This is a genomic window from Enterococcus casseliflavus (assembly GCF_029215545.1).
GTDB lineage: Bacteria > Bacillota > Bacilli > Lactobacillales > Enterococcaceae > Enterococcus_D > Enterococcus_D casseliflavus.
Genome location: NZ_CP119393.1, coordinates 862,377 through 886,916 on the forward strand (window position 1 = coordinate 862,377; position 24,540 = coordinate 886,916).

At 42.5% G+C, this 24,540-nt stretch carries 26 protein-coding genes; all 26 read left to right on the forward strand.

Annotation, left to right across the window (positions count from 1 at the left end; genetic code table 11):
* The first annotated feature begins 507 nt into the window (after window positions 1-507).
* The 26 genes from P0G38_RS04125 to P0G38_RS04250 all read left to right on the forward strand — a co-directional run bounded on the left by P0G38_RS04125 (window position 508) and on the right by P0G38_RS04250 (window position 24,538).
* Window positions 508-3,513, forward strand: a complete 3,006-nt coding sequence (locus tag P0G38_RS04125; RefSeq protein WP_275854093.1) for a Cna B-type domain-containing protein — start codon at window positions 508-510, stop codon at window positions 3,511-3,513.
* A gap of 139 nt (window positions 3,514-3,652) precedes the next feature.
* Window positions 3,653-4,609 (forward strand): alpha/beta hydrolase, encoded by a 957-nt coding sequence (locus P0G38_RS04130; protein WP_275854094.1) that lies wholly within the window; start codon window positions 3,653-3,655, stop codon window positions 4,607-4,609.
* Window positions 4,610-4,626: 17 nt separating this feature from the next.
* The gene (locus P0G38_RS04135; RefSeq protein ID WP_015510184.1) at window positions 4,627-4,899 is read left to right on the forward strand and encodes a GNAT family N-acetyltransferase; all 273 of its coding nucleotides are present in this window, start codon (window positions 4,627-4,629) and stop codon (window positions 4,897-4,899) included.
* A gap of 153 nt (window positions 4,900-5,052) precedes the next feature.
* On the forward strand, window positions 5,053-5,289 hold the full coding sequence (secG, locus tag P0G38_RS04140; RefSeq protein ID WP_005228700.1) for a preprotein translocase subunit SecG: 237 nt from the start codon (window positions 5,053-5,055) through the stop codon (window positions 5,287-5,289).
* A gap of 123 nt (window positions 5,290-5,412) precedes the next feature.
* Window positions 5,413-6,165 (forward strand): alpha/beta hydrolase, encoded by a 753-nt coding sequence (locus tag P0G38_RS04145; RefSeq protein ID WP_275854095.1) that lies wholly within the window; start codon window positions 5,413-5,415, stop codon window positions 6,163-6,165.
* A gap of 3 nt (window positions 6,166-6,168) precedes the next feature.
* Window positions 6,169-8,529, forward strand: coding sequence for a ribonuclease R (gene rnr, locus P0G38_RS04150; protein ID WP_275854096.1), 2,361 nt, complete (start codon window positions 6,169-6,171; stop codon window positions 8,527-8,529).
* Between the two features lie 15 nt (window positions 8,530-8,544).
* Window positions 8,545-9,003 (forward strand): SsrA-binding protein SmpB, encoded by a 459-nt coding sequence (gene smpB, locus P0G38_RS04155; protein ID WP_008380870.1) that lies wholly within the window; start codon window positions 8,545-8,547, stop codon window positions 9,001-9,003.
* A 293-nt stretch (window positions 9,004-9,296) separates the two neighbouring features.
* A complete protein-coding gene (atpB, locus tag P0G38_RS04160; RefSeq protein ID WP_008380872.1) occupies window positions 9,297-10,016 on the forward strand; it encodes a F0F1 ATP synthase subunit A in 720 nt (239 codons plus the stop codon).
* Between the two features lie 32 nt (window positions 10,017-10,048).
* Window positions 10,049-10,261: an ATP synthase F0 subunit C gene (gene atpE / locus P0G38_RS04165; RefSeq protein WP_005228705.1), complete on the forward strand. Its 213-nt coding sequence runs from the start codon at window positions 10,049-10,051 to the stop codon at window positions 10,259-10,261.
* 88 nt (window positions 10,262-10,349) lie between these two features.
* Window positions 10,350-10,874: a F0F1 ATP synthase subunit B gene (gene atpF, locus P0G38_RS04170; protein WP_005228706.1), complete on the forward strand. Its 525-nt coding sequence runs from the start codon at window positions 10,350-10,352 to the stop codon at window positions 10,872-10,874.
* Window positions 10,861-11,403, forward strand: coding sequence for a F0F1 ATP synthase subunit delta (locus P0G38_RS04175; RefSeq protein WP_194193315.1), 543 nt, complete (start codon window positions 10,861-10,863; stop codon window positions 11,401-11,403). Before atpF ends, P0G38_RS04175 begins: the two co-directional genes overlap by 14 nt.
* A gap of 23 nt (window positions 11,404-11,426) precedes the next feature.
* The gene (gene atpA, locus P0G38_RS04180; RefSeq protein ID WP_005228708.1) at window positions 11,427-12,983 is read left to right on the forward strand and encodes a F0F1 ATP synthase subunit alpha; all 1,557 of its coding nucleotides are present in this window, start codon (window positions 11,427-11,429) and stop codon (window positions 12,981-12,983) included.
* A gap of 15 nt (window positions 12,984-12,998) precedes the next feature.
* Complete coding sequence (locus P0G38_RS04185) at window positions 12,999-13,901, forward strand: F0F1 ATP synthase subunit gamma (RefSeq protein WP_074536097.1); 903 nt, start codon at window positions 12,999-13,001, stop codon at window positions 13,899-13,901.
* Window positions 13,902-13,927: 26 nt separating this feature from the next.
* Entirely contained in the window at window positions 13,928-15,334 is a 1,407-nt protein-coding gene (atpD, locus tag P0G38_RS04190) for a F0F1 ATP synthase subunit beta (RefSeq protein ID WP_005231864.1), read from the forward strand.
* Between the two features lie 31 nt (window positions 15,335-15,365).
* The gene (locus P0G38_RS04195; protein ID WP_005228716.1) at window positions 15,366-15,788 is read left to right on the forward strand and encodes a F0F1 ATP synthase subunit epsilon; all 423 of its coding nucleotides are present in this window, start codon (window positions 15,366-15,368) and stop codon (window positions 15,786-15,788) included.
* A 160-nt stretch (window positions 15,789-15,948) separates the two neighbouring features.
* On the forward strand, window positions 15,949-16,182 hold the full coding sequence (locus tag P0G38_RS04200; protein WP_008380880.1) for a DUF1146 family protein: 234 nt from the start codon (window positions 15,949-15,951) through the stop codon (window positions 16,180-16,182).
* A gap of 90 nt (window positions 16,183-16,272) precedes the next feature.
* Window positions 16,273-17,565 (forward strand): UDP-N-acetylglucosamine 1-carboxyvinyltransferase, encoded by a 1,293-nt coding sequence (gene murA, locus P0G38_RS04205; protein ID WP_005228721.1) that lies wholly within the window; start codon window positions 16,273-16,275, stop codon window positions 17,563-17,565.
* Between the two features lie 21 nt (window positions 17,566-17,586).
* Window positions 17,587-17,763 carry a DNA-directed RNA polymerase subunit beta gene (locus P0G38_RS04210; RefSeq protein ID WP_005228723.1) on the forward strand — a complete coding sequence of 59 codons (177 nt, stop codon included), beginning with the start codon at window positions 17,587-17,589 and terminating at the stop codon, window positions 17,761-17,763.
* A 91-nt stretch (window positions 17,764-17,854) separates the two neighbouring features.
* Window positions 17,855-18,130, forward strand: a complete 276-nt coding sequence (gene yidD, locus P0G38_RS04215) for a membrane protein insertion efficiency factor YidD (RefSeq protein ID WP_016608771.1) — start codon at window positions 17,855-17,857, stop codon at window positions 18,128-18,130.
* 39 nt (window positions 18,131-18,169) lie between these two features.
* Complete coding sequence (locus P0G38_RS04220; protein ID WP_005228727.1) at window positions 18,170-18,628, forward strand: GNAT family N-acetyltransferase; 459 nt, start codon at window positions 18,170-18,172, stop codon at window positions 18,626-18,628.
* A 124-nt stretch (window positions 18,629-18,752) separates the two neighbouring features.
* Window positions 18,753-19,634 carry an ROK family protein gene (locus P0G38_RS04225; RefSeq protein WP_074536095.1) on the forward strand — a complete coding sequence of 294 codons (882 nt, stop codon included), beginning with the start codon at window positions 18,753-18,755 and terminating at the stop codon, window positions 19,632-19,634.
* A 284-nt stretch (window positions 19,635-19,918) separates the two neighbouring features.
* Window positions 19,919-21,106, forward strand: a complete 1,188-nt coding sequence (locus tag P0G38_RS04230) for an ABC transporter substrate-binding protein (RefSeq protein WP_010749790.1) — start codon at window positions 19,919-19,921, stop codon at window positions 21,104-21,106.
* Between the two features lie 108 nt (window positions 21,107-21,214).
* On the forward strand, window positions 21,215-22,093 hold the full coding sequence (locus tag P0G38_RS04235) for a branched-chain amino acid ABC transporter permease (RefSeq protein ID WP_005228742.1): 879 nt from the start codon (window positions 21,215-21,217) through the stop codon (window positions 22,091-22,093).
* 9 nt (window positions 22,094-22,102) lie between these two features.
* Window positions 22,103-23,080: a branched-chain amino acid ABC transporter permease gene (locus tag P0G38_RS04240; protein WP_005228744.1), complete on the forward strand. Its 978-nt coding sequence runs from the start codon at window positions 22,103-22,105 to the stop codon at window positions 23,078-23,080.
* Complete coding sequence (locus tag P0G38_RS04245; RefSeq protein ID WP_015510179.1) at window positions 23,061-23,837, forward strand: ABC transporter ATP-binding protein; 777 nt, start codon at window positions 23,061-23,063, stop codon at window positions 23,835-23,837. The genes P0G38_RS04240 and P0G38_RS04245 overlap by 20 nt, the downstream gene beginning before the upstream one ends.
* On the forward strand, window positions 23,837-24,538 hold the full coding sequence (locus P0G38_RS04250) for an ABC transporter ATP-binding protein (protein WP_015510178.1): 702 nt from the start codon (window positions 23,837-23,839) through the stop codon (window positions 24,536-24,538). Before P0G38_RS04245 ends, P0G38_RS04250 begins: the two co-directional genes overlap by 1 nt.
* Window positions 24,539-24,540: the final 2 nt, after the last annotated feature.

Consider the following 24,540-nt stretch of genomic DNA (forward strand, 5'->3'; position numbering starts at 1 on the left):
TAGAAAAAATCTGTTTCTAGTAGATGAACAAGGAACAGTTTTTTTCTATAGAATGTAAGTTGAAAAGTTAAGAGAACTTATAAATAGAGGGAAAATAACAATAAGATTTTAAAGAATCTGCTAAAATTTTTGTAACCGAAAATGAAAATAATATGATTGTTTATGAAAATTTTCATTTTCAGTTTACAATTATTTTTTTTTGACAAGTGAAATTTTAGCGAGTAGCCAATCACTCCTGGTGTTTAAGAGTTTTCAATGAAAGAACTTTTATCACAAACAAAAGATTCTTTCTGGATTTTGAGTATTTATCATGAAAAAAATATTCTATTGTTTTTCAAACAAAAGAAATCCTATTTCATTTTCACAAATTTCCTTGAGAGCAGGACCCATTTTTCGGTTTTTGCTCTCATTTTTCTCACAGAATCAAAATTTGGGTCATTTTGCATTTTCTCTTTTTTCCGATTAGGATAATCACCTGAGTAAAATTTGTTGTTTGGAGGAAGAGAAATGTGTACTTATGTGAAAAAAATAGCTTACCCAATGTTCATGCTGTCCTTACTTATGTTATCCTATTTGGCGCCTTTATTATCAGTCATCACAGCCAATGCGGACACCGAGGAGAATCCCAAAACAATCCTATTTCAAAACGAAAAGGGCATTGCGCAAGTGACCTCATTACCAGATCCTACGACAGGAGAAATCACTTGGACGATCGAGGTAGAAAAGAATCAGCAGTCTGCTGCTAATCAACTAGCATTCAGTTTGAGTGAAGGAGAACAAACGGTTCTGCCAGAATCAATCCAAAGCAACGGCACGCCATTTACATATGATCCGCAAAGACAGCAGCTGATGGAAGAAACTACTAGCAGCTCCTTTAGCCAAATGACGCTAACGTTTCAAACAAAAGCTCTTAAAACATTGACAATCAAATCCGCATTTCTTCAAACAGAGGAAGAAAATGGACAAGTGAAAGAAGACATCATCAATACAACAGATGTAGCAGTTGTTCTACCTGAAAATGAATCCACAGAAGCAACGAGTGCCGAAGCAGTGCTTGCTGACAGTCAGGAACAAACAGAGGCTTCCGAAAAACAGCCTGCCACAAAAAGCAGCGAGTCACAACCACAAGTAGAGTCAACTACCGCATCAACAGCCATAGAATCACCACTTGATACACAAGCAAGTGCGCCAGCAGCTTCACAACTATCAAGTGGCGGCAGCTTTAAGAATGATGTGCCAGAAGTTGATAACGTACTTCTAGGAGAAGCTCAGTATTTTCATATTTTTGCTAACCATGCGACGCTAAATACCCACACGAACGGAAACTTAGCAGTGGGAGAACTAAATGGAAATGTCAATTTTGGAACCAGTATTCAGGATGGTTCGTTGGCAACAGAAATCAATTATATTCAAAAAGTCAATACGATCGCAAATTCTTCCTTTGTGTCAGGAACTGATAGCAGAAAAAACAAAGTTGTCTTTGGCCCATCAGTCACAGTAGATTTAGCAGATCAAAATCAACAACCTGCCGTTTTTGTAAATGGACAGAGAATGGATCACTTGAAAACTTCCGAAGTTTTCCAAGATCAATCCGCAAGTGAACCGTATATAGATTTTAAAAAGGTATTTTCAACGTTACAGGCGACGTCAGAAAGGCTAGGAGCCTATCCGCAAACACCCGGTGTAACCAAAGACTTTACTGATAATAATCAGCGGGTCATCAATACCGCCCGTGCTGAAAATGATACGCAAGAGGTTGTGTTGACCTTAACGGATGAACAAGGAAACCCGCTTGATGACGGTGTCTACGAACTTCAAAATAAAAAGACACATAAAGAGGTTGATGAAGAGGTCACAAATGATGATGGACAAGTAATCGAAACGGATCTTCCAGAAGGGGACTATTCCTTTGTTGAAACAGAAGCGCCAGACGGTTATCTAATCGACAAAAAACCAATTTCCTTTTCGGCAGACACTATTGATGAAGAAGATCAAAAGGTAGTCGTTACTCTTTCAAAAACAGAATTAGAAAAAGATACACCAATTACCATCAAAGGGCTAACAAAAGGCACGTCTCCTGTACTCATCAATGTAGATACCGAAGGAGCAAGTACCGTTAATATCAAGTCGCAAATCAAACTAGAATATACAGATGGTACGACGCGCAATAGTCATGAAACAGAAGATTTTGATGATGCCGTTATCCTATGGAATTTTATTAATCAGCCAGAAAATCAAATGCTTTCGATTAATAGTCCCTTCCAAGGAACGATTTTGGCTGTTGGTGATACAGTTGATGTCCATCAAAATGTTGACGGTAGTATCATTGCTGATACGGTATTGGTCAATGCGGAAACCCACCGCTGGGATCTTCAAGCCAATGAAACGGTTGTACCGATAATCAAACTAGCTGCAATGAATCACCTGCTGTCTCTTGATACAACGACAATCAGCGGAACCAAAACGTGGGACGATTATGACAACAAATTTAATACCCGTCCGACAAGCATTACGGTTCAATTACTGCAAAACGGTGAAGTGTTCCAAACAAAAACGGTTACCCCAAATAAAGAGGGGGAATGGCATTATGAATTTACCGATCTACCAACAACCGACGAATCTGGTCAGACCTATGACTACGCAATTCAAGAAACACCCGTTGAAGGATACACCACCAAAGTAAATGGCTATGACCTAATCAACACCTACCGTAATACCGAAACGACAGAAGTATCAGGAACAAAGACATGGAATGACTACGACAACAAGTTCAACACCCGCCCTGAAAGCATCACTGTCAAACTGATTCAAAATGATAAGGAAATCAACAAGCAAGTCGTAAAATCAGATAACCACGGCAACTGGACTTATCGTTTTGATAAGCTGCCAAAATACGACGCCGAAGGAAAAGTGTACACTTACACGATCCAAGAAGAAAATGTTCCAGAATACACCACCAAAGTAAATGGCTATGACCTAGTCAACACCTACCGTAACACCGAAACGACAGAAATATCAGGAACAAAGACATGGAATGACTACGACAACAAGTACAATACCCGTCCTGAAAGCATCACTGTCAAACTGATACAAAATGATAAGGAAATCGACAAGCAAGTCGTAAAAGCAGATAAAGATGGGAACTGGACCTATCGCTTTGACAATCTGCCTAAATACGATGCCGTAGGAGAAGCCTACACTTACAAGATCCAAGAAGAAAATGTTCCAGAATACACCACCAAAGTAAATGGCTATGACCTAGTCAACACTTATACAGGGCCAGAGACACCGAAAACCCCGAGTGATCCTAAAAAGCCGCAGGTCCCGTTATCACCTAAAAAGCCAGATACATCTAAACAACCGGAAGATGACAACAAGAATGACGCAAACCATGCGACTACTGAAAAACGATTGCCTAAGACAAACGAGCGCTCTTCTTATGAGTGGAGTATTCTTGGAAGTATTTTACTCGTTACAAGCGTTGGCATACTTTATCGACGAAAACATAGTTAACCAATCAAAACTTTGCCCTGACTTCTAACAGATAAGCAGGGCAAAGTTTTTTTAAAAGTATAGGACTTATTTAAGACCTGCGACAAAACTTTGGCTGAAATCCATTGTAAATGGTAAACTAAAATGAAGGGGGGATCCTATGGTTTGGCTATTGCTACTACTGCTTATTTTTGGTTTTTTGGTGTACTATGTATATCGCACGTCTGTTTTGAAAAAGGGCGTACGCTATTTTGTTTCGGCGATCATTATGCGAAACAATGAATGGTATGAAAAAGAAGGCAGAAAGAAACTGGGGATTCCATACAAAGAGCGGATCGCAACAAAGAGTTCGGCTTTTTGGGCACAAGGTTCGGAATGTACGGTAACGACCGCTGATGATCTGATCCTGACAGCGGAAGTCTTCGATCAGTGTGCTAAAACATGGGTGATTTGCTTGCATGGGTATCGCAGTGATGGGCAAGCAGATTGTCAAGAGGCGGCCGAGAAATTCTGGTCTGCTGGTTATAATGTTTTAGTTCCTGATTTACGTGGACATGGCCGCAGTGAAGGCAAAGAGATCGGCTTAGGGTGGCTAGATCGGATGGATCTGCTTTTGTGGATCGATAAGATTTTGGAAAAAGACCCACAAACACAAATCTTCCTCTATGGTTTAGGAATGGGGGCTGCGACCTTGCTGCTGGCTAGTGGAGAAGTCATGCCGGTGCAAGTGGCTGGGTTGATCTCAGACAGCAGCTATACGTCCGTTTACAGTGCGATCCGATCAAGCTTACCGCAATTTTCTCGGTTACCAATCAAACGCTTTTTGCGCTTAGCGAATCGCTATAGCAAACAATTAGTCGGTTATCCCTTCTTGCAGATCTCGGTGACCCGACAAGTCGGCAGCAACCATTTACCTGTGCTGTTTTTACAAGGAGAAAAGGATACGTTTCTTTCGGAAAAAGAAATCAATACCTTAATGGAAGCAACGGCTGGACCGAAACAAAAAGTCCTCTTTGCGAATATGGGACATTTACAAGCAGTGAAAGATGCTCCAGAATATTGGACAACCGTTTTGCAATTCATTGAGAATATCAAACAAAATACAGACATCGTCTGATGGAAAGGAAGAAAGCAATGGAAATCAAAGAAGAAAATAAACGTTTTGCTTTGTATGATGGAGAAAAAGAGGTGGGAGAAATCACATGGCAAGAAACGCCAGATGATGTTCTAGAAGTAGACCACACCTTCGTCAATCCTGATTATCGCGGCCAGCAATTGGCGCAAAAATTACTCAAAGCGGTTGTTGAAAAAGCAAGACGGGAAGAGAAAAAAATTATGCCTGTCTGCTCCTTTGCGGTCAAAGAGTTCAAAGAAAAACCAGAATACGATGACGTACTCGTTCGCTGATTTGAACGAAAACAATCTATGAGAAAAAGGCTGTCAGAAAGGACAGTCTTTTTTTACAGTCATGCAACGGTCAATGACAAAAAGAGAGTAGTAATTTCCAGCGGAAAATGCTAAAATAGAAAGGACGACTTTAGCAAGCAAGGAGGAGCTAACGTGTATAACATCTTATTAACTGCTGTGATCGTTATTTCGATTTTAATGGTCATTACGATCATGATGCAGCCTAGCAAGCAAAATAGTGCAGCTAGTGCCTTTACCGGCGGTGCAGATCAATTGTTTGGTAAGCAAAAAGCCCGTGGATTTGAAGCGGTGATGCAGCGTTCAACGGCCATTTTAGGTTTTGTTTGGATGGTCTTGCTCTTTATTTTGGCTTTTCTTTCATCAAACTAATAACTTTGTTAGCGAACCTCTCGTAAAGAGAGGTTTTTTTCTTTTTAACGGGAAGATTTTGATCGCATTTGTCGAAGTATTCTTGCTAACTATGGTAGAATTGGACGTGAGGTGAAAGGAAACATGAAAATATTTAATCAACCAAAACCGGTTTTTGCTGAACACGGCAAACGAGCGGTCATTTTGTTCCATGCCTATTCAGGCAGTCCTAACGATGTGCGCATGCTTTGTCGTTCGTTAGAACAAAAAGACTACACGGTTTATACACCGATGTTTACTGGACATGGTACACCGAATCCAGATGATATCTTAAATCAAGGAATGACTGTTTGGCAGCAGGATGCTGCGGATGCAGTTGCTTATGTGAAAGAAAAAGGCTATGAGGAAGTTGCCGTTCTTGGACTTTCGATGGGTGGGATTTTAGCGATGGATCGTTTGACGCAAGACCCAACATTGATGGGCGGCGGTCTTTTTTGCTCACCGTTATTTGAAACCAAGAACGAAGTACCAGTCAATTTTGAAAAGTATGCGGAAATGGTCATACCCTACGCTGATTTAGATGAGGCGACCCAAAAAGAAATCTTGGCAGAAGTCCCTCGTAAGGTCAGAGAACAACTGCAAGGAATCGAAACAGTCGGACAAACCACAGCTGAGCATTTAGGAAAAATCGAGCGCCCAGTCTTCTTGGCGCAAGCAGGAAGGGATCAAATGATCGATCCACAGACGGTTTTCAAAACCGCAGCGGCATTGTCCCATGTTCCCTACACGCTTCAATGGTATCCTCAAAGTGGTCATGTGGTGACAGTTGGACCAGAACGGAAAAAATTAGAGCAGGATGTGTTTGCTTTCTTAGAAACACTTGCTTGGAAAGAGTGAGTTATGACAGAAACGATTAAAACCAAAATCATTCAGTTTCTCGAAGAAAGCCGTAAAAAAAGTTTTTCAATGGAAGAAATTGCTGAAGGTCTAGGACTTCAAAAAAGTACAGACTTTAAGAATCTTGTCCAGACAGTAGCGGCGATGGAACGAGAAGGCAGTGTGATTTTTAACAAAAAAGGCAAAGTGAAATTACCCATGAAACGTGTGTTTGTGGAAGGAACCTTCCGTGCCAATGAGCGAGGCTTCGGCTTTGTCACGTTGGATGAAGAAGAAGACGATGTTTATATCCCTAAAGAAGCAACAGGCTATGCCATGGACGGCGATACCGTTGCTGTAGACATCGTGCATGTTGCCGATCCTTTTTCAGATCGCGGCGCAGAGGGAAAGGTCGTAGAAATCAAACAACGCGCCATCAGTCAGTTGGTCGGCGAGTTTACATTATTTGACGAAAAAGAGATCGAAGAATCGGATCTATATGGCGTTGTTCAACCTAAAGATAAAAAACTAAGCGATTTAAAGGTGTTTATCGGCGCCCAAGGAATTCGTCCAGTAGACGGCAGCATCGTGATCGTTGAGATCAGCCATTATCCAGAAAAAGGCTATTCGAAAAGCTTAGAGGGGTTGATCACAAAAGTTGTGGGGCATAAAAACGATCCTGGAATGGATATTTTATCGATCGTCGTGGCGAATGGGATTCCCACAAAATTTGAGGAAGAAACCTTGGCAGCGGCAGATGCAGTACCCGATACGATCGATCCTGCTGACTTTCCAGAACGACGGGATTTGCGAGATCAACAGATCGTAACGATCGATGGAGCGGATGCCAAAGATTTGGATGATGCGGTGACGGTAAAAGCATTGCCTGACGGCAGCTTCTATTTGGGCGTGCATATCGCCGATGTTTCTTATTATGTAACAGAAAACAGTGCATTGGATAAAGAAGCATTTGAGCGGGGAACGAGTGTCTACCTTACGGATCGGGTGATCCCGATGATCCCTCAGCGTTTATCAAACGGGATCTGTTCGTTGAATCCGAATGTGCCAAGGTTGACCATGAGCTGTGAAATGTGGATCAACCAAGAAGGGATCGTCACGGATTACAATATTTTCCAAAGTATTATTCAAACAAGTGCCCGTATGACCTATCAGGCAGTCAATCAAATTATTGAAGAGAATGATCCAGAAACAACCAAAGAATATGCGAAACTAGTACCGATGTTCCATGATATGGCCGCCTTGCACCACGTGTTAGAAACGATGCGCATCAAACGTGGGGCAGTTTCTTTTGAAGACCGCGAAGCGAAAGTCTTGGTCGATGGAGAAGGACACCCGCAAGAAATCGTTCTGAGAGAACGTGGCGTCGGCGAACGATTGATCGAGTCCTTCATGTTGGCAGCCAATGAAACCGTAGCGCGCCATTTCAATCGGAAGCATTTACCATTTATTTATCGGATCCATGAGGAACCAAAAGAAGAGAAAATGCGCCGCTTCTTTGATTTTGCATCTGCTTTAGGGATCGTAGTCAAACAAACCAACGGCTCGATCTCACCAAAACAACTGCAAAAAGTGGTTGAAGATGTCGCAGATAAGCCAGAGGCAATGGTTGTCAATACGATGCTGCTCAGAAGTATGCAGCAAGCGAAGTATTCAGAAGAAAACGTCGGCCACTATGGTTTGGCAGCGGAAGATTATACCCACTTCACGTCACCGATCCGTCGGTACCCCGACTTGATCGTGCATCGCTTGATTCGTTCTTACAGTGAAGATGTCTCTGAAGCCAACCAAAACAAATGGGCTGAAATCTTGCCTGACATCGCCATGCACAGCTCCCAAATGGAACGACGAGCAGTCGATGCAGAAAGAGAAGTCGATGCGCTTAAAAAAGCTGAGTATATGGCCGATAAAGTAGGAGAAGAGTTTGACGGTATCATCAGTTCCGTCGTTAAGTTTGGCTTGTTTATTGAATTGCCTAACACGATTGAAGGGCTGATCCATATCAATAATCTGAAGCAAGATTACTTCCATTATTTGGAAAACCATCTGGCACTTGTAGGGGAACGGACAGGCTTGACCTTTAAAATTGGTCAAAAAGTTCGTATCAAAGTCGTGAAAGCTGATCCTGAAACAAGAGAGATCGATTTCGAATTGGTAGCAGCAGAAGAAGTCGAAAAACTGCAAGCACCAAAAGCTAACAAACGAAACAACCATCAAAAAAATGAAGCGAACCGTCGCGGGAAAAAGCAACGCAACCCTGAGAAAAACCAAGGGAAACGCTTTGAACAAACCGGTAAAGGCAAATCAAAGAAAGCTGGCAAAGTGAAAAAGAAAAAACCTTTTTATAAAGGAATTAAGAAAAAATAATTGGAGGGATGGCCCGTGCCTAAAGGAGAAGGGAAATTAATCGCCCAAAACAAAAAGGCCCGCCATGATTACACGATCCTCGATACGATCGAAGCGGGGATCGTCTTACAGGGAACAGAGATCAAAGCGATCCGTAACAGTCGGATCAATTTGAAAGACGGCTTTGTACGCATTCGTAATGGTGAGGCATTCTTAGTCAATGTGCATATCAGCCCATACGAGCAAGGAAACATTTTTAATCATGATCCACTACGGACAAGAAAACTGTTACTGCATAAAAAGCAGATTGCTCGTCTGATTGGCGAAACAAAAAATACCGGCATGACGATCGTTCCATTAAAGGTGTATATCAAGGATGGTTATGCCAAAGTTTTGATTGGTTTAGCGAAAGGAAAACGCGAATATGACAAGCGGGAATCCTTGAAACGCAAAGATCAAGAAAGACAAATTGACCGAGTTCTTAGAAATTTCTAATTTTCTAAGAACTTCTTTTAGAATCCGATAGAGGTTATTGCTTTGAAAATCGCGCTAAATTTGGTAGCATTTAAGGGAAAGCTGTTGATATAACAGGCTTTTTCTTCCACATAGCGACACGGGGATTTTTCATTTAATTTAGGATTTTTAGCATTGTGAGTTTTTTGTCTAATTTTCTTGAAAATGCTTTGAAATTTTCCATTCGTGGTGGTATGATACCGATTGTTATGAGAGGAAACGCATTGTAACACCAGATTTTTTTCTGGAGATGACAGGAAAAGAGGTGAGAAAGATTGGAAGATAAATCGCTTATGTTTCATATCGGTCCTATATGGTTTGATGGAACTGTAGCTATGATGACAATCATTTCTTGTATTATTGTTTTTTTGGTGGTCTTTATTTGTACACGTAATCTGCAAATGAAACCGAAAGGGAAGCAGAACTTCATTGAATGGGTCATTGACTTTGTTCGCGGTATCGTAGCGGACAATCTACCAGGATCTCAAGTGAACAACTTTCATTTGCTCGGTGTAACAATGTTTCTTTTTGTGTTTGTGGCAAATGAGATCGGGTTAGTCACAAAAATCGTGACGACAGATGACATTACCTTATGGAAAAGTCCGACAGCAGACCCGTTTGTTACACTGACACTCGCACTTATGGTTATTTCCTTGACACATTTCTTTGGGATCAAGTCGTTGGGCTTCAAAAATTACTTGATCAATTCGTACTTGAAACCGGTGGGGTTCTTATTACCGCTAAAAATCATCGAAGAATTTACGAATGTCATCACGTTAGGCTTGCGTTTATATGGAAATATATTCGCGGGGGAAGTGTTATTAGGATTGATTGCAAACATGTTTATTAGTCTTGGTTGGTGGTCATTACCGATCGTGATGCCGCTAGAAATGATCTGGATTGGCTTCTCACTCTTTATTGGAGCGATCCAAGCTTATGTATTTGTTACATTGACCATGGTATTTATGAGCCACAAAATCGTGGCAGAACATTAATCGAATCGACATACAATTAGGAGGAAAAAAGAATGAACTTTATTGGAGCAGGATTAGCAATTATCGGAGCAGCAATTGGTGCAGGGTATGGTAACGGACAAGTAATCGCAAAAACGATCGAATCAATGGCACGCCAACCTGAAATGTCAGGTCAACTACGTTCAACAATGTTTATCGGGGTCGCGTTAGTCGAAGCTGTACCGATTCTAGGGGTAGTTATCGCGCTGTTATTAGTCTTCCGATAAGACAAGCACGAAAAGGCAGAAACGAACAATTGCACTCGTTTTTGCTTTTTTCTAATGAAACAATGACTTTCAGAAAGGAAGAATCGTTATGCTAAATCAGTTGGTTATAGCGGAAGTTCAAAATCCAATGCTTGGCAATATTATCGTTGTCAGCGGATCAATTCTTCTTTTGCTATTCTTATTGAAACATTTTGCATGGGATGCCATCAGCAGCATGATGCAAAAACGGGAAGATAAAATCGCCAATGATTTGGATTCAGCGGAACAATCACGCTTGAATGCAGCAAAATTAGAAAAAGAACGCCAAGAAAAATTGGCACGTTCTCATTCTGAAGCTGCGGAGATCATCAAGAGCGCCAAAGATAGCGGGGAATTGAGTCGGCAAAATATTTTGAGCGAGACCAAAGAAGAAGTGGCTCGTTTGAAAGAAAAGGCAAACTCAGATATCACCCTTGAAAAAGAAACTGCGTTAAAAGAAGTGAAAGATGATGTTGCAGAACTTTCGCTTCAAATCGCAGAAAAAATCTTAGGCCGCGAATTGACTCCCGAAAATCATGAATCCCTAATCAATCAATATATCGAAGGATTGGGTTCAGTTAATGAAACTCGATAAATTCACAGTGGGAAAACGCTATGGAAAAGCCTTGTTCGAATTGGCGATGGAAGAACAGCGCTTGACAGAAGTTTACCAAGAATTAATGACCTTGCGTCAGATTTATCAAGAGATTCCAACATTCGGTCAGATCGTGACGGATAACCGCTTGGATCTCCATGAAAAAAGACAATTAGTCGATCAATTGCTGAAGGGCTTTGAAGGCTTGGTCAGAAATTTCTTAGAGATCGTTTATGAATATGATCGCATGGATGATCTATTGCTGATCATTGATGAATACGAACGTCGTTACGATGAATATCAAGGTCTTGTTCTCGGAACGATCACAACGGCTGTTGCTTTGTCAGCAGAACAAAAAAGCAAAATTGAAGAGCAAATCGCCGATAAGCTTGGGTACAAGCAGGCACAATTGAAAGAAACGGTCGATCCAACGATTTTAGGCGGAGTCATCGTTGAAGCAAATCATCAAGTGATCGACGGTAGTATTAAGAGCCAACTGGATTATCTGCGACAAAAAATCGGCAGATAAACAAGAGATAAGAGGTGAATCGGATGGCCATCAAAGCAGAAGAAATTAGTGCCTTGATCAAAGAGCAAATTAAAAATTATCAGAACGAACTTTCTGTAGAAGAAATCGGTACTGTCACATATGTTGGGGACGGGATCGCCCGCGCCCACGGTTTAGAAAATGCCATGAGTGGAGAACTGCTTGAGTTTTCAAACGGTTCTTATGGGATGGCACAAAACTTAGAATCAAACGATGTCGGTATCATCATCCTAGGTGATTTTGAAACCATTCGTGAAGGAGACAAAGTAAAACGAACCGGTAAAATCATGGAAGTTCCTGTCGGCGATGCATTAATTGGCCGGGTAGTGAACCCATTAGGGCAACCGATCGATGGCTTAGGTCCGATCGAAACAGACAAATCACGCCCAGTTGAAGCAGCTGCACCAGGTGTAATGCAACGGAAATCCGTATCGGAACCAATGCAAACAGGGTTGAAAGCTATTGATGCTTTAGTACCAATCGGTCGTGGCCAACGGGAATTAGTCATCGGTGACCGGAAAACCGGGAAAACAACGATTGCGATCGATGCAATCATCAACCAAAAAGGGCAAGACATGATCTGTATCTATGTCGCTATTGGCCAAAAAGACTCAACGGTTCGTGCACAAGTAGAAACATTACGCCGTTACGGTGCACTTGATTACACGATCGTTGTTTCAGCAGGTGCTTCACAACCAGCACCATTGCTTTACATCGCACCTTATGCTGGGGCAGCAATGGGAGAAGAATTCATGTATAACGGCAAACATGTTTTGATCGTCTTTGATGACTTATCAAAACAAGCAGTCGCTTACCGTGAACTTTCTCTCCTTCTACGCCGTCCGCCAGGTCGTGAAGCATACCCAGGGGATGTCTTCTACTTGCACTCTCGTTTATTGGAACGTGCAGCGAAATTAAGTGATGAACTAGGTGGCGGATCAATGACGGCACTGCCATTCGTTGAAACGCAAGCGGGGGATATCTCAGCCTATATCCCAACCAACGTGATTTCTATCACAGATGGACAAATTTTCTTAGAAAATGACCTATTCTATTCAGGTGTGCGTCCTGCCGTAGCGGCTGGATTGTCCGTTTCACGGGTTGGTGGTTCTGCACAGATCAAAGCGATGAAGAAAGTTGCTGGAACCTTGCGTTTGGACTTGGCAAGTTACCGCGAGCTAGAAGCCTTCACACAATTTGGGTCTGATCTAGATGCTGCGACACAAGCCAAATTAAACCGCGGTCGACGCACCGTTGAAATCTTGAAGCAAAAACTACATGAACCATTGGCAGTCGAAAAACAAGTCGTGATTCTTTATGCGTTGACGCATGGATTCATTGATAGTGTACCTGTCAATAAACTATTGGACTTTGAAGCAGAATTATTTGAGTATATCGAAGCAAACGCAGCAACGATTTTTGAAACCATTCGGACAACGAAAGACTTGCCAGAAGAAAGCTTGTTAGATGACACCATTAAAGCATTCAAAGATATTTTCATGGCATCCAACAGTTCTCGGGTGACACCGCAAGATAAAATATCGACAATGCAAAACGCATAAAAGAGGTGAGAGAAAATGGCTGCTTCATTAAATGAAATCAAGCAACGAATTGCCTCAACAAAGAAAACCAGCCAAATCACAAAGGCCATGCAAATGGTTTCAGCTGCAAAATTAACAAAATCTGAAGCTCATTCGAAACAGTTTCAAGTGTATGCCAACAAAGTACGTGAAATCGTTACGCATTTGACTGCGCAGCAGCTTTCCGATCTTGCAGGTTCTGGTCCTAAAGATGGTGTGAACTATAACAGTATGTTGGTTAGTCGTCCGGTCAAACGCACAGGCTATATCGTCATCACTTCTGATGGCGGTCTAGTGGGCGGCTATAATAGTTCCATCTTAAAACAAATGATGACCATGCTGGATGAAGACCATGCAAAAGCAGAAGAGTATGTCATGATTGCCATTGGTGCAACTGGCGCTGACTTTTTCAAAGCACGGGGCATCAATTTGGCGTACGAGTTAAGAAACCTTTCGGATCAACCAAGCTTTGATGAGGTACGTAAAATCGTAACATTGGCAACCACGATGTACCAAAACGAGGTCTTCGATGAATTATATGTGTGTTATAACCATCACATCAATTCATTGACTAGCCAATTTCGTGTGGAGAAAATGTTGCCGATATCCGATTTAGATCCTGAAGAAGCCGAAAGTTATGAACAAGAATACTTGTTTGAACCTTCCAGAGAAGCGATTTTGAATCAATTACTGCCTCAATACGCTGAAAGCTTGATTTATGGTGCGATTGTTGACGCAAAAACAGCCGAGCATGCTGCCGGAATGACAGCGATGAAAACAGCAACAGATAATGCCAAAAATATTATTGGGGACTTGACGATCTCATACAACCGAGCGCGCCAAGGAGCGATCACCCAAGAAATTACTGAAATTGTGGCGGGGGCATCCGCGTTAGAATAGTTTCAAGAACGAATGGAGGAATACGAATGAGTTCAGGCAAGATTGTTCAAGTCATTGGTCCCGTTGTTGACGTGGAATTCTCTCTAGACCAATCATTACCAGATATCAACAATGCGTTGATTGTTTACAAAAAAGATGAGCAGAAAACAAAAGTTGTGTTAGAAGCTGCCCTAGAACTTGGCGACGGCGTTATCCGTACGATTGCCATGGAATCAACAGATGGCTTACAACGAGGAATGGAAGTAATCGATACAGGCGCCTCCATCTCTGTTCCAGTTGGGACAGAAACATTAGGACGGGTATTTAATGTCCTAGGCGATACCATCGATTTAGAAGCACCATTTCCTGAAGAGGCACCCCGCAGTGGGATTCACAAAAAAGCACCTGACTTTGATGAATTGTCAACAAGTACGGAGATCCTTGAAACTGGGATCAAAGTCATTGATTTGTTAGCTCCTTATTTAAAAGGGGGGAAAGTTGGACTTTTCGGTGGTGCCGGTGTTGGTAAAACCGTCTTGATCCAAGAATTGATCCACAACATCGCCCAAGAGCATGGTGGGATCTCTGTCTTCACAGGTGTTGGTGAACGGACACGTGAAGGAAATGACCTTTATAATGAAATGAAAGAATCTGGCGTTATCGAAAAAACAGCCATGGTGTTTGGACAAATGAATGAACCACCAGGTGCCCGGATGCGGGTAGCCTTGACTGGTTTGACATTAGCCGAGTACTTCCGTGATGTGGAAGGACAAGACGTGCTCTTGTTTATCGATAATATCTTCCGCTTCACTCAAGCAGGTTCTGAAGTATCTGCCTTACTAGGTCGGATGCCGTCGGCCGTTGGGTATCAGCCAACATTAGCAACTGAGATGGGGCAATTACAAGAACGGATCACATCGACGAAAAAAGGTTCCGTTACGTCTATTCAAGCCATCTACGTCCCTGCCGATGACTATACAGACCCAGCACCTGCGACTGCGTTTGCCCATTTGGATGCAACAACCAACTTGGAACGTAAATTGACCGAACAAGGGATCTATCCTGCCGTTGATCCACTGGCGTCTTCTTCTAGTGCGTTAGCACCTGAAATCGTTGGTGAAAAACATTATGAAGTAGCGACTGAAGTACAGCATGCGTTGCAACGTTATCGCGAATTACAAGATATCATCGCCATCTTAGGGATGGATGAACTGTCTGATGATGAAAAAACCTTAGTTGCCCGCGCACGCCGCATTCAATTCTTCTTGTCACAAAACTTCCACGTAGCGGAACAGTTTACGGGACAACCTGGTTCTTATGTGCCAGTTGAAGAAACCATCAAAGGATTTGCAGAGATTCTTGAAGGAAAATATGATGATCTTCCAGAAGAAGCCTTCCGTAGTGTTGGACGAATTGAAGATGTCATTGAAAAAGCGAAAAAAATTGGCTATTAATTAACCAGCCTTGAAGAAAGAGGGGAACCTCATGGATCAATTTTTAACAGTCAATGTGGTGACACCTGCTGGTTTGGTTTACGATCATCACGCGAAAATCGTGGTTGCACGTACGACAGATGGTGAGATCGGTATTTTGCCGCACCATGCCCCAATCATCGTTCCATTGACGATTGATGAAGTCCGAGTCAAACGGATCGATTCAGATACCCATGTCGACTGGGTCGCTGTCAACGGCGGTATATTAGAAGTGCGAGACAATGTTGTCTCGATCGTAGCCGATAGTGCGGAACGTGATCGTGACATCGACGTTTCACGTGCAGAAAGAGCAAAACAGCGTGCAGAACGCCAAATCGAAGAAGCCAAACAAGTCGAGGATATCGACCAGCTTCGGCGCGCAACGGTTGCTTTGCACCGCGCCATCAATCGAATCAACGTGTCAAAACATTCCTAAAAAACAAGGGCATCTTGCCTTTGTTTTTTTGTTTCTTCAAGAAAACGTTTTAAAAACTTTTTAAAGTCTTTTCATGAAGGTTTCAAGAAAGATTATTTTTTATCTTGACATCTTTGTGGTATGATAGGAATGTTCAATTATGAAAAAAGGAGCAGGAAGTATGCAAGTGTATGGAATTGATGCAATCATTCGAATCGTGAGTCATTTAGCGTTCATCTATTTAGCATTTTGGGCATTGCAATCTGTGCGGATCGATGCTTTTTTTAAAGCCTTACGAACGACTCAGATACGAATGGTCATGGTGTTTCTTGCGATTGCATTAGGCTACACCGCCAGTACTTTTTTCCTTGAGTTGATTGCGCTATGTCGTAATTTATTTTTAACAGGTTTTTAAGAATTTCATTAATATATGCAAAAACACCGAATATTATGCTATAATTGGCAAGATTTGTGTGAGTCACTGCATTATTTGGAGGGAACATAAATGGAAGAGATGATCGTTCAAGGTGGTAATCGATTAACTGGAACAGTGAAGATCGAAGGGGCAAAAAATGCTGTTCTACCTATCTTAGCGGCAAGCTTATTAGCGGAAGAAGGAACAACGACATTAACAAATGTACCGATCCTTTCCGATGTATTAACAATGAAAGAAGTGATTCGGCATTTAAATGTCGCAATCGATTTTGAAGAAGAAAACAACACAATGACGATCGATGCGTCACAAGAATTAGCAATCGAAGCACCGTATGAGTATGTGAGCCAAATGCGCGCTTCAATCGTAGTCATGGGGCCTTTGTTAGCTCGTAATGGACATGCCAAAGTGGCAATGCCTGGCGGCTGTGCAATCGGCAAACGACCAATTGATTTACATTTGAAGGGATTTCAAGCACTAGGCGCGCAAATCATCCAAAAAGATGGATACATAGAAGCGATCGCCGATGAGTTAAAAGGCAATAGCATTTACTTGGATTTCCCAAGTGTCGGCGCAACGCAAAATATCATGATGGCTGCCGTAAAAGCTAAAGGCATCACCATCATCGAAAACGTCGCTCGTGAGCCAGAAATCGTTGATTTAGCAAACATTTTGAATAAAATGGGTGCCAAGGTCTTTGGTGCAGGAACCGAAACGATGCGTATTGAAGGTGTCGAACACCTGCATGCAGTAGATCATTCGATCGTGCAAGACCGTATCGAAGCAGGAACCTTTATGGTTGCAGCAGCGATGACTCAAGGAGACGTTATTATTAAAGATGCGATCTCAGAGCACAATCGTCCATTGATTTCAAAATTGATCGAAATGGGTGCAGAAGTGACTGAAGTCGCTGAAGGGATTCGTGTGGTCGGACCTGAACAATTGAAGGCAACAGATGTAAAAACGATGCCTCACCCAGGTTTTCCTACGGACATGCAAGCGCAAATGTCTGCTATTCAATTATTAGCGCAAGGAACGAGTGTTGTGAATGAAACGGTATTTGAGAATCGTTTCCAACATTTAGAAGAAATGCGTCGCATGAATGCCCATGTAAAAATTGACGGCAACGTTGCAGTGATCGAAGGCGGTCATGAATTACAAGGTGCGCTGGTCTATGCGACAGATTTACGTGCCGCAGCAGCGTTGATTTTATTAGGTTTGCGTTCAACGGGACGGACGCGTGTTCGCAATCTAAAATATTTGGATCGCGGCTACTACAAATTCCACGAAAAATTGCAACAATTAGGGGCATCGGTTGAACGAGTTTCTGACGCAGTAGAAGAAGTCGTACCAGTTAACGCCTAATAGGAGTAGGAGAGAAAAAAAGTGAAGTTGAACCGTTATATTTTAACTAGCTTGATAAAAATTTTAATCGTCATTTTATTAGCTATTTTATTGTTCCTAGCAGGAACGATGATTGGTTACGGAGTGATCGGTGACGGCAGTCCTTTTAAAGTATTCTCTCCAAGTCTTTGGAATCATATCTTTGAGTTTATGAAATAAACCATAACTAGGACTTACGCCACGTGCTGAGTCCTAGTTTTTTCTATCTATCTTTACTGAATCGTACGCTAAAAAGAAAGGCTGGCAAGGAATGAGTAAACTTTTGATCGGCTTTGTTCGTTTCTATCAACGTTTTATTTCCCCATTATTTCCTCCTAGCTGTCGTTATTATCCGACTTGCTCAGGATACATGATCCAAGCCATCCAAGTCCATGGAGCAGCCAAAGGAGGCTTGATGGGGGTAGCTCGTATCTTACGCTGCCATCCCTTTGTAAAAGGCGGAATAGATTACGTACCCCAGACGTTTACTTTAAAACGAAATACGAAAGACAAAGTCAAACCAACGTACCGTTATCGGAAAAGTTAAAAGGAATCAACAGAAATATAAAAAAGGAGCCAAAAAGCCATGATTCGTCCAATCGCCCCTAATGAAGCGTATCCTTGGGCGTTGCTGCTGGATGCAGATCCTGATAAAGCAGTCGTAGAAAGCTATCTATATAATAGCCAAACACTTGTTTATGAAGAAGCTGGAGAAATGATTGGTGTGCTAGTTTATCAAAATCAAGGCAAGAACTGGGAGATCATGAATGTGGCCGTTTCTCCAGAAAAGCAAGGAATGGGCATCGGTCGTCAATTGCTGCAAGCTGCCGAAGAAGCGATCCTCAGTCAGCACCTCGGGGCAAAACGGCCGATCGTAGTGATCAAAACTGGTAGTCTGCCCTCTGCAGCCTTGACTTTGTACCAAAAGCAAGGCTATGTTGAAAAAGAGCGGGTGAAGAATTATTTCACCACCCACTATGTCGAACCGATTTTTGAGAATGGGCAGCAGCTGTTCGATCAAGTGATTTTAGAAAAACAACTCTAATGGATGAAGAGACAGTCTAAGTGAATGAGACTGTTTTTTTCTTGTCCTCGGAAATCGCTTTCTTCAAGCGCCGACTTGCGGTAAAATAGACAGTATCAGAATAATAAAGGATTGAGGGAAAAAAATGGCGATTTTAGTCTTTGATATGGGTGGTTCAGCAGTAAAATATGGCGTCTGGGCACAAGGTTCTTTGGTGAGTAAAGGGAAATTCACTACTCCAAATACTTGGGAGGAAATGAAAGCACAGCTGCAGCAAGTGAGGGCAAGCGTAGATGAAGAGATTGAAGGCGTTGGAATCAGTGCGCCAGGTGCGGTCAATGCCCAAGAACGGCGGATCGACGGCATTAGTGCGATCCCTTATATCCATGGGTTTGATATTTACTCAGAACTCGAAGCAGCGTTTGGGGTACCCGTAACCATCGAAAATGATGCCAATTGCGCTGGGATGGCTGAATTTTATCAAGGAGCGGGCAAAGAGTATCAGCAAGCAGCCTTCGTTGTGATCGGAACAGGCGTTGGCGGTACCCTGTTTCAAAATGGTGAGCTAGTCCGTGGGGCACATTTATACGGTGGCGAATTTGGGTTGATGATCCTAGATCAAGGCAAAACATTTTCGCAACTAGGGACAGCGGTTCAGATGGCCTGGCGGTATTGTGATCGGATCGGAGTGGATCGAACGACGATTACCGGTGAAGAGGTCTTTCAACGTGCAGAAGATGGCGATGCCATTGCGATCGAGGAAGTCAATAAATTTTACAACTATTTAGCACAAGGACTGTTCAGTATTCAGTTTGCTTTTGATCCTGAAGTGATCATTATCGGCGGTGGTGTCAGTGCCAAAAAAGGCTTGTTAGAAGAAGTTGACCAGCGCTTGAAAAAAATGTTGGCGGATCAAGCATTAAATGATTTCGTCCCACTGATCAAGTTATGTGACTATCGCAATGATGCCAATTTAGTTGGGGCGGCGGCAAATTTTCAAGCATTGTATCCACGAAATAGCCGCTAACATGAGGATGTAATGTTTTCAAACGTCCGTTTGAAGAAAAAAGTATCAAATCAAAGCGTATCGGCAGCAAGCAAAGGGGAAAAACCTTTGCTTGCTTTTCTTTTTATCCGAAAATTAGAAAAGCGATTCCATTGTTGCTGGATCAATGTTTTAAAAGCACCATTTTTTATCAGCGAAAAAAATAAATTCTGAATAGGTGAAATATTCTGATAATTCGTTGACATTTCCTAGATTTTTCAGTATATTGGATAACATATTCAGGGGAAGTAAAGGAGAGGAAAATTATGAAAAAGAAATTTGCATTTTTGTTTGCGAGTTTGTTTTTATTGACAGCTTGTAGTGCAGGACCAACAGGTGGACCAACGGATAGCAGTGGTGCTGCTGAAGGTGGCAATAAACAAGAGGGAGATACCATTAAGATTGGTGCCAACTTAGAGTTGTCTGGAGCAGTTGCTGCTTATGGGACGGCTGAAAAAGAGGGGATCGACTTGGCAGTCGAAGAAATCAATGCTGCCGGCGGCGTTCTTGGAAAACAAATTGAAATCATTTCGAAAGATAACAAATCAGATAACAATGAAGCTGCGACAGTAGCAGCCAACTTAGCAACCAATGATAAAGTCGTTGCCATTATTGGACCAGCAACTTCAGGTGCCACAAAGGCGGCTTTACCGAATGTGACGAGAGCCCAAGTACCGATGGTCACTCCTTCAGGTACCGATGATGCGATTACTTACACCAGTGGAAAAGTCCAAGAATTTGCATTCCGTTCTTGTTTCCAAGATAGCTTCCAAGGAACAATCTTGGCAAAATATGCAGCAGAAAATTTGGATGCTTCAAAAGCCGTAATCTTGGGTGATAACTCAAGTGACTACGCAATTGGTTTGACGGAAGCATTTAAAGAAAGCTACCCAGGCGAAATCGTCTTAGAGGATAACTTTACCGAAGGCGACAAAGATTTCCAAGCAGTTCTTACAAGAATCAAAGATGTTGACTTCGATGTCTTGTTCATTCCAGGCTACTACACAGAAGCTGGTTTGATCATCAAGCAAGCGCGAGAATTAGGAATTGATCAAGCAATCATTGGTGCGGATGGATTCGGTGATGAAAAAATGGTTCAAACAGCTGGTGCAGAAAATGTCAGCAATGTTTACTATACAGGTCACTTCTCTACCAAAGCACCAGCAAACGACAAAGTTGAGCCGTTTGTGGCAGCTTTCAATGAAAAATATGGCAAAGAGCCTTCTGCTTTTAATGCATTAGCCTATGATGCCGTTTATATGATCAAACAAGCGATCGAAGATCAAAACTCAGCAGATTCATTGGCGATCGCAGCTGGTTTGTCTGAACTGAAAGACTTTGTCGGTGTGACCGGTGAAATCACGATGGATGAAAATCATAACCCTGAAAAATCAGCAGTTGTTTTAGGATTGACTGACGGGAAAGAAACCTCAGCAGACACTGTGGAACCTTAAAAAAACCGCAGTTGTTTGGCAGTGAAAACTGGGACAGACCTGATGTGTTTGTCTCAGTTTCTTTTCTCTAAAAGAATGACCATAATAAATGATATTGGAAGTGAGTATATGGAAATGATGATCCAACAATTGATCAACGGCTTGTTTCTAGGCAGTATCTATGCCTTGTTAGCGTTGGGTTATACGATGGTGTATGGCATCATCAAGTTGATCAACTTCGCCCACGGAGAAGTTTACATGATCGGTAGTTTTATCGGTTACTTTTTGATCAATCAATGGCAATTAGGGTTTTTCCCCGCGTTGTTCATTTCAATGATCGCCAGTGCAGCTCTTGGGGTAACGATCGAATTTTTAGCGTATCGTCCCTTACGCAATTCCACGCGAATTTCGGCACTGATCACGGCAATCGGGGTTTCTTATTTTTTGCAAAATGTCATGATCTTTTTCTTTTCAGCCAATGTGCGCCCCTTTCCGCAAGCGATTGAACGACAAACTTATTCCATCGGGTTTGTTCAAGTAAGTAATGTCCAGTTATTGATCTTGGCTGTTTCGGTTACCTTAATGATTCTCTTGCAATTGATCGTGAAAAAGACCCGTATGGGAAAAGCGATGCGGGCAGTAAGTGTTGATGCAGATGCAGCGCGTTTGATGGGGATCAATGTCAATCGAACGATTTCCTTTACCTTTGCCTTAGGCTCGGCTTTGGCTGCAGCTGGCGGGATGCTGATCGGTTTGTATTATAATTCCATTGATCCATCAATGGGCGTCGTTCCTGGTCTGAAATCTTTTGTTGCAGCGGTTCTTGGCGGGATCGGGATCATTCCTGGAGCAGCCTTAGGTGGCTTTGTGATCGGTTTGGTGGAAACAGCAGCGACAGCGCTTGGTTTTTCTGATTATAAGGATGCTTTAGTGTATGTCATTTTAATAATTATATTGTTGGTTCGTCCAGCTGGGATCCTCGGCAAAAATATCAAAGAGAAAGTGTAGGTGGCAGAAATGAAAAAGAATTTACGTTACAACTTAATCTGGCTCGCTCTGGCAGCTATTCTTTATTTTGGATTATTTGCAGCCTACAATGGCGGAATGATCAATTTGTTCTCTGATGCCATCATCGTCAATATCGGAATCAATATCATCTTGGCAGTCAGTTTGAATCTGATCATCGGCTTTTCAGGGCAATTCTCCTTAGGACATGCTGGATTTATGGCAATCGGTGCTTATGCTGGCGCGATCCTGTCGGCAAGCAATCCAACCTTTGGTGGCTTTTTAACTGGTTTACTGGTGGGGATGCTGGTTTCTGGTGCAGTCGCATTAGTGGTTGGGATTCCGACCCTCCGTTTAAAAGGCGACTATCTAGCGATCGCTACCTTAGGTGTGGCAGAGATCATTCGGATCTTGTTGGTGAACCTACGAGGCTTGACCAATGGTCCTGCAGGAATTTTCGGATTGCCCCAATTCAGTAATTGGCAGATCGTCTTTCTCTTTGCCGTTTTATCGATTCTTGTCGTGTCAAACTTTATCCATAGCGGACCAGGTCGGGCGACTTTAGCGATTCGGGAAGATGAGATCGCTGCAGAATCAATGGGGGTCAACACAACGAAATACAAGGTAATTGCGTTTGTAATGGGGGCAGTGATGGCAAGCATTGCTGGTACCCTTTATGCCAGCTATCAGCAGTCGGTTTTCCCACGAGATTACGGTTTTATGAAATCGATCGATGTATTGATCATCGTCGTTTTTGGAGGGCTTGGGAGTACCACAGGAGCAGTTGTCTCGGCAGTAGTGCTAGGAATCTTAAATATGTACTTGCAAGGCTTCTCTGATTTGCGCATGATCATTTATGCATTGGCTTTGATCATCATCATGATCTTTAAACCAAGCGGACTTTTAGGAACATGGGAATTCTCCGTAAAAGGACTGCTGGATAAATTTAGAAAAAAGGGGGATGACAACGATGCCTCTATTAGAAGTTAAAAGCTTAACGAAAAACTTTGGCGGTTTAGCTGCTGTTTCTCATGTAGACCTCCATTTAGATACCAATGAGCTGGTCGGATTGATTGGACCAAACGGTGCTGGCAAGACAACGCTCTTTAATCTCCTGACAGGTGTGTATGAACCTAGTGAAGGGGAAGTGCTTTTTGAGACCCAAGGTAAGCCAAAACGTTTAAATGGCGTGAAGCCCTATAAAATTGCGGATTTAGGTCTTTCAAGAACCTTCCAAAACATTCGCTTGTTTAAAAATTTGACTGTGATGGACAACGTCTTGATCGCTATGAACAGTAAGCATAAAGAAGGACTGCTGACTAGCATCCTGCGTTTGCCAAAGTACTACAAAAACGAAGCGTCCATGAAGAAAAAAGCCTTAGAGCTGTTACGGATCTTTGATATGGATGGCAAAAGTCAAACGTTAGCGAAAAATTTGCCTTATGGCGAGCAGCGTCGGTTAGAGATCGTACGCGCATTGGCTACAGAACCAAAAATTCTGTTTCTTGACGAGCCGGCTGCGGGGATGAATCCTCAAGAAACAACAGAACTGACAAAGCTGATCTATAAGATCCAAAAAGATTTTCAATTGACGATCCTCTTGATTGAGCATGATATGAGTTTGGTCATGGAAGTGTGCGAACGGATTTATGTGCTGGAATACGGCCAAGTCATCGCCCACGGTGAACCAGAAGAGATCAAAAACAATCCGCGGGTGATCGAAGCTTATCTAGGAGGGGAAATCTGATGCTGGAAATTCAAAATTTAAGTGTACACTACGGCATGATCCAAGCGGTCCATGATGTTTCCTTCCACGTCAATCAAGGGGAGATCGTTTCACTGATTGGTGCCAATGGTGCAGGGAAAACCACGATTTTACGGACGATTTCTGGATTGATCCGCCCCTCAAATGGCTCAGTCACTTTTGAAGGAAAACGAATTGAGAAAGAAGCACCGCAAAAAATCGTCGCAAACGGCTTGTCGCAAGTGCCAGAAGGGCGGCACGTCTTTTCAGGATTGACGGTTCAAGAAAACTTAGAGATGGGCGCCTTCTTGCGTAAAGACAGTGGTGTCAAAGAAGACTATGAACAAGTTTACCGCAAGTTTCCTGTATTGAAAGAACGCCTCTCGCAAGATGCGTCGACATTATCTGGCGGTGAGCAGCAGATGTTGGCAATGGGGCGGGCATTGATGTCAAAACCGCGCTTGCTTTTGCTGGATGAGCCCTCGATGGGCTTGGCACCGATTTTTATCAAAGAAATTTTTTCAATCATTCAAGAAATCAAGCAGCAAGGAACGACTGTGCTGCTGATTGAACAAAATGCAAAAATGGCTTTATCGATTGCCGATCGCGGCTATGTATTAGAAACGGGGAAAATCGTTTTAGAAGGTACTGGAGAAGAATTACTAGCAAGTGATGAAGTAAGAAAAGCGTATCTAGGAGGCTAAAC

Coding starts and splice junctions, on each gene's coding strand:
- P0G38_RS04125 (WP_275854093.1), top strand. CDS start 508: ATGTGTACTTATGTGAAAAAAATAGCTTACCCAATGTTCATGCTGTCC.
- P0G38_RS04130 (WP_275854094.1), top strand. CDS start 3,653: ATGGTTTGGCTATTGCTACTACTGCTTATTTTTGGTTTTTTGGTGTAC.
- P0G38_RS04135 (WP_015510184.1), top strand. CDS start 4,627: ATGGAAATCAAAGAAGAAAATAAACGTTTTGCTTTGTATGATGGAGAA.
- P0G38_RS04145 (WP_275854095.1), top strand. CDS start 5,413: ATGAAAATATTTAATCAACCAAAACCGGTTTTTGCTGAACACGGCAAA.
- rnr (WP_275854096.1), top strand. CDS start 6,169: ATGACAGAAACGATTAAAACCAAAATCATTCAGTTTCTCGAAGAAAGC.
- atpE (WP_005228705.1), top strand. CDS start 10,049: ATGAACTTTATTGGAGCAGGATTAGCAATTATCGGAGCAGCAATTGGT.
- atpF (WP_005228706.1), top strand. CDS start 10,350: ATGCTAAATCAGTTGGTTATAGCGGAAGTTCAAAATCCAATGCTTGGC.
- P0G38_RS04175 (WP_194193315.1), top strand. CDS start 10,861: ATGAAACTCGATAAATTCACAGTGGGAAAACGCTATGGAAAAGCCTTG.
- atpA (WP_005228708.1), top strand. CDS start 11,427: ATGGCCATCAAAGCAGAAGAAATTAGTGCCTTGATCAAAGAGCAAATT.
- P0G38_RS04185 (WP_074536097.1), top strand. CDS start 12,999: ATGGCTGCTTCATTAAATGAAATCAAGCAACGAATTGCCTCAACAAAG.
- atpD (WP_005231864.1), top strand. CDS start 13,928: ATGAGTTCAGGCAAGATTGTTCAAGTCATTGGTCCCGTTGTTGACGTG.
- P0G38_RS04195 (WP_005228716.1), top strand. CDS start 15,366: ATGGATCAATTTTTAACAGTCAATGTGGTGACACCTGCTGGTTTGGTT.
- P0G38_RS04200 (WP_008380880.1), top strand. CDS start 15,949: ATGCAAGTGTATGGAATTGATGCAATCATTCGAATCGTGAGTCATTTA.
- murA (WP_005228721.1), top strand. CDS start 16,273: ATGGAAGAGATGATCGTTCAAGGTGGTAATCGATTAACTGGAACAGTG.
- yidD (WP_016608771.1), top strand. CDS start 17,855: ATGAGTAAACTTTTGATCGGCTTTGTTCGTTTCTATCAACGTTTTATT.
- P0G38_RS04220 (WP_005228727.1), top strand. CDS start 18,170: ATGATTCGTCCAATCGCCCCTAATGAAGCGTATCCTTGGGCGTTGCTG.
- P0G38_RS04225 (WP_074536095.1), top strand. CDS start 18,753: ATGGCGATTTTAGTCTTTGATATGGGTGGTTCAGCAGTAAAATATGGC.
- P0G38_RS04230 (WP_010749790.1), top strand. CDS start 19,919: ATGAAAAAGAAATTTGCATTTTTGTTTGCGAGTTTGTTTTTATTGACA.
- P0G38_RS04235 (WP_005228742.1), top strand. CDS start 21,215: ATGGAAATGATGATCCAACAATTGATCAACGGCTTGTTTCTAGGCAGT.
- P0G38_RS04240 (WP_005228744.1), top strand. CDS start 22,103: ATGAAAAAGAATTTACGTTACAACTTAATCTGGCTCGCTCTGGCAGCT.
- P0G38_RS04245 (WP_015510179.1), top strand. CDS start 23,061: ATGCCTCTATTAGAAGTTAAAAGCTTAACGAAAAACTTTGGCGGTTTA.
- P0G38_RS04250 (WP_015510178.1), top strand. CDS start 23,837: ATGCTGGAAATTCAAAATTTAAGTGTACACTACGGCATGATCCAAGCG.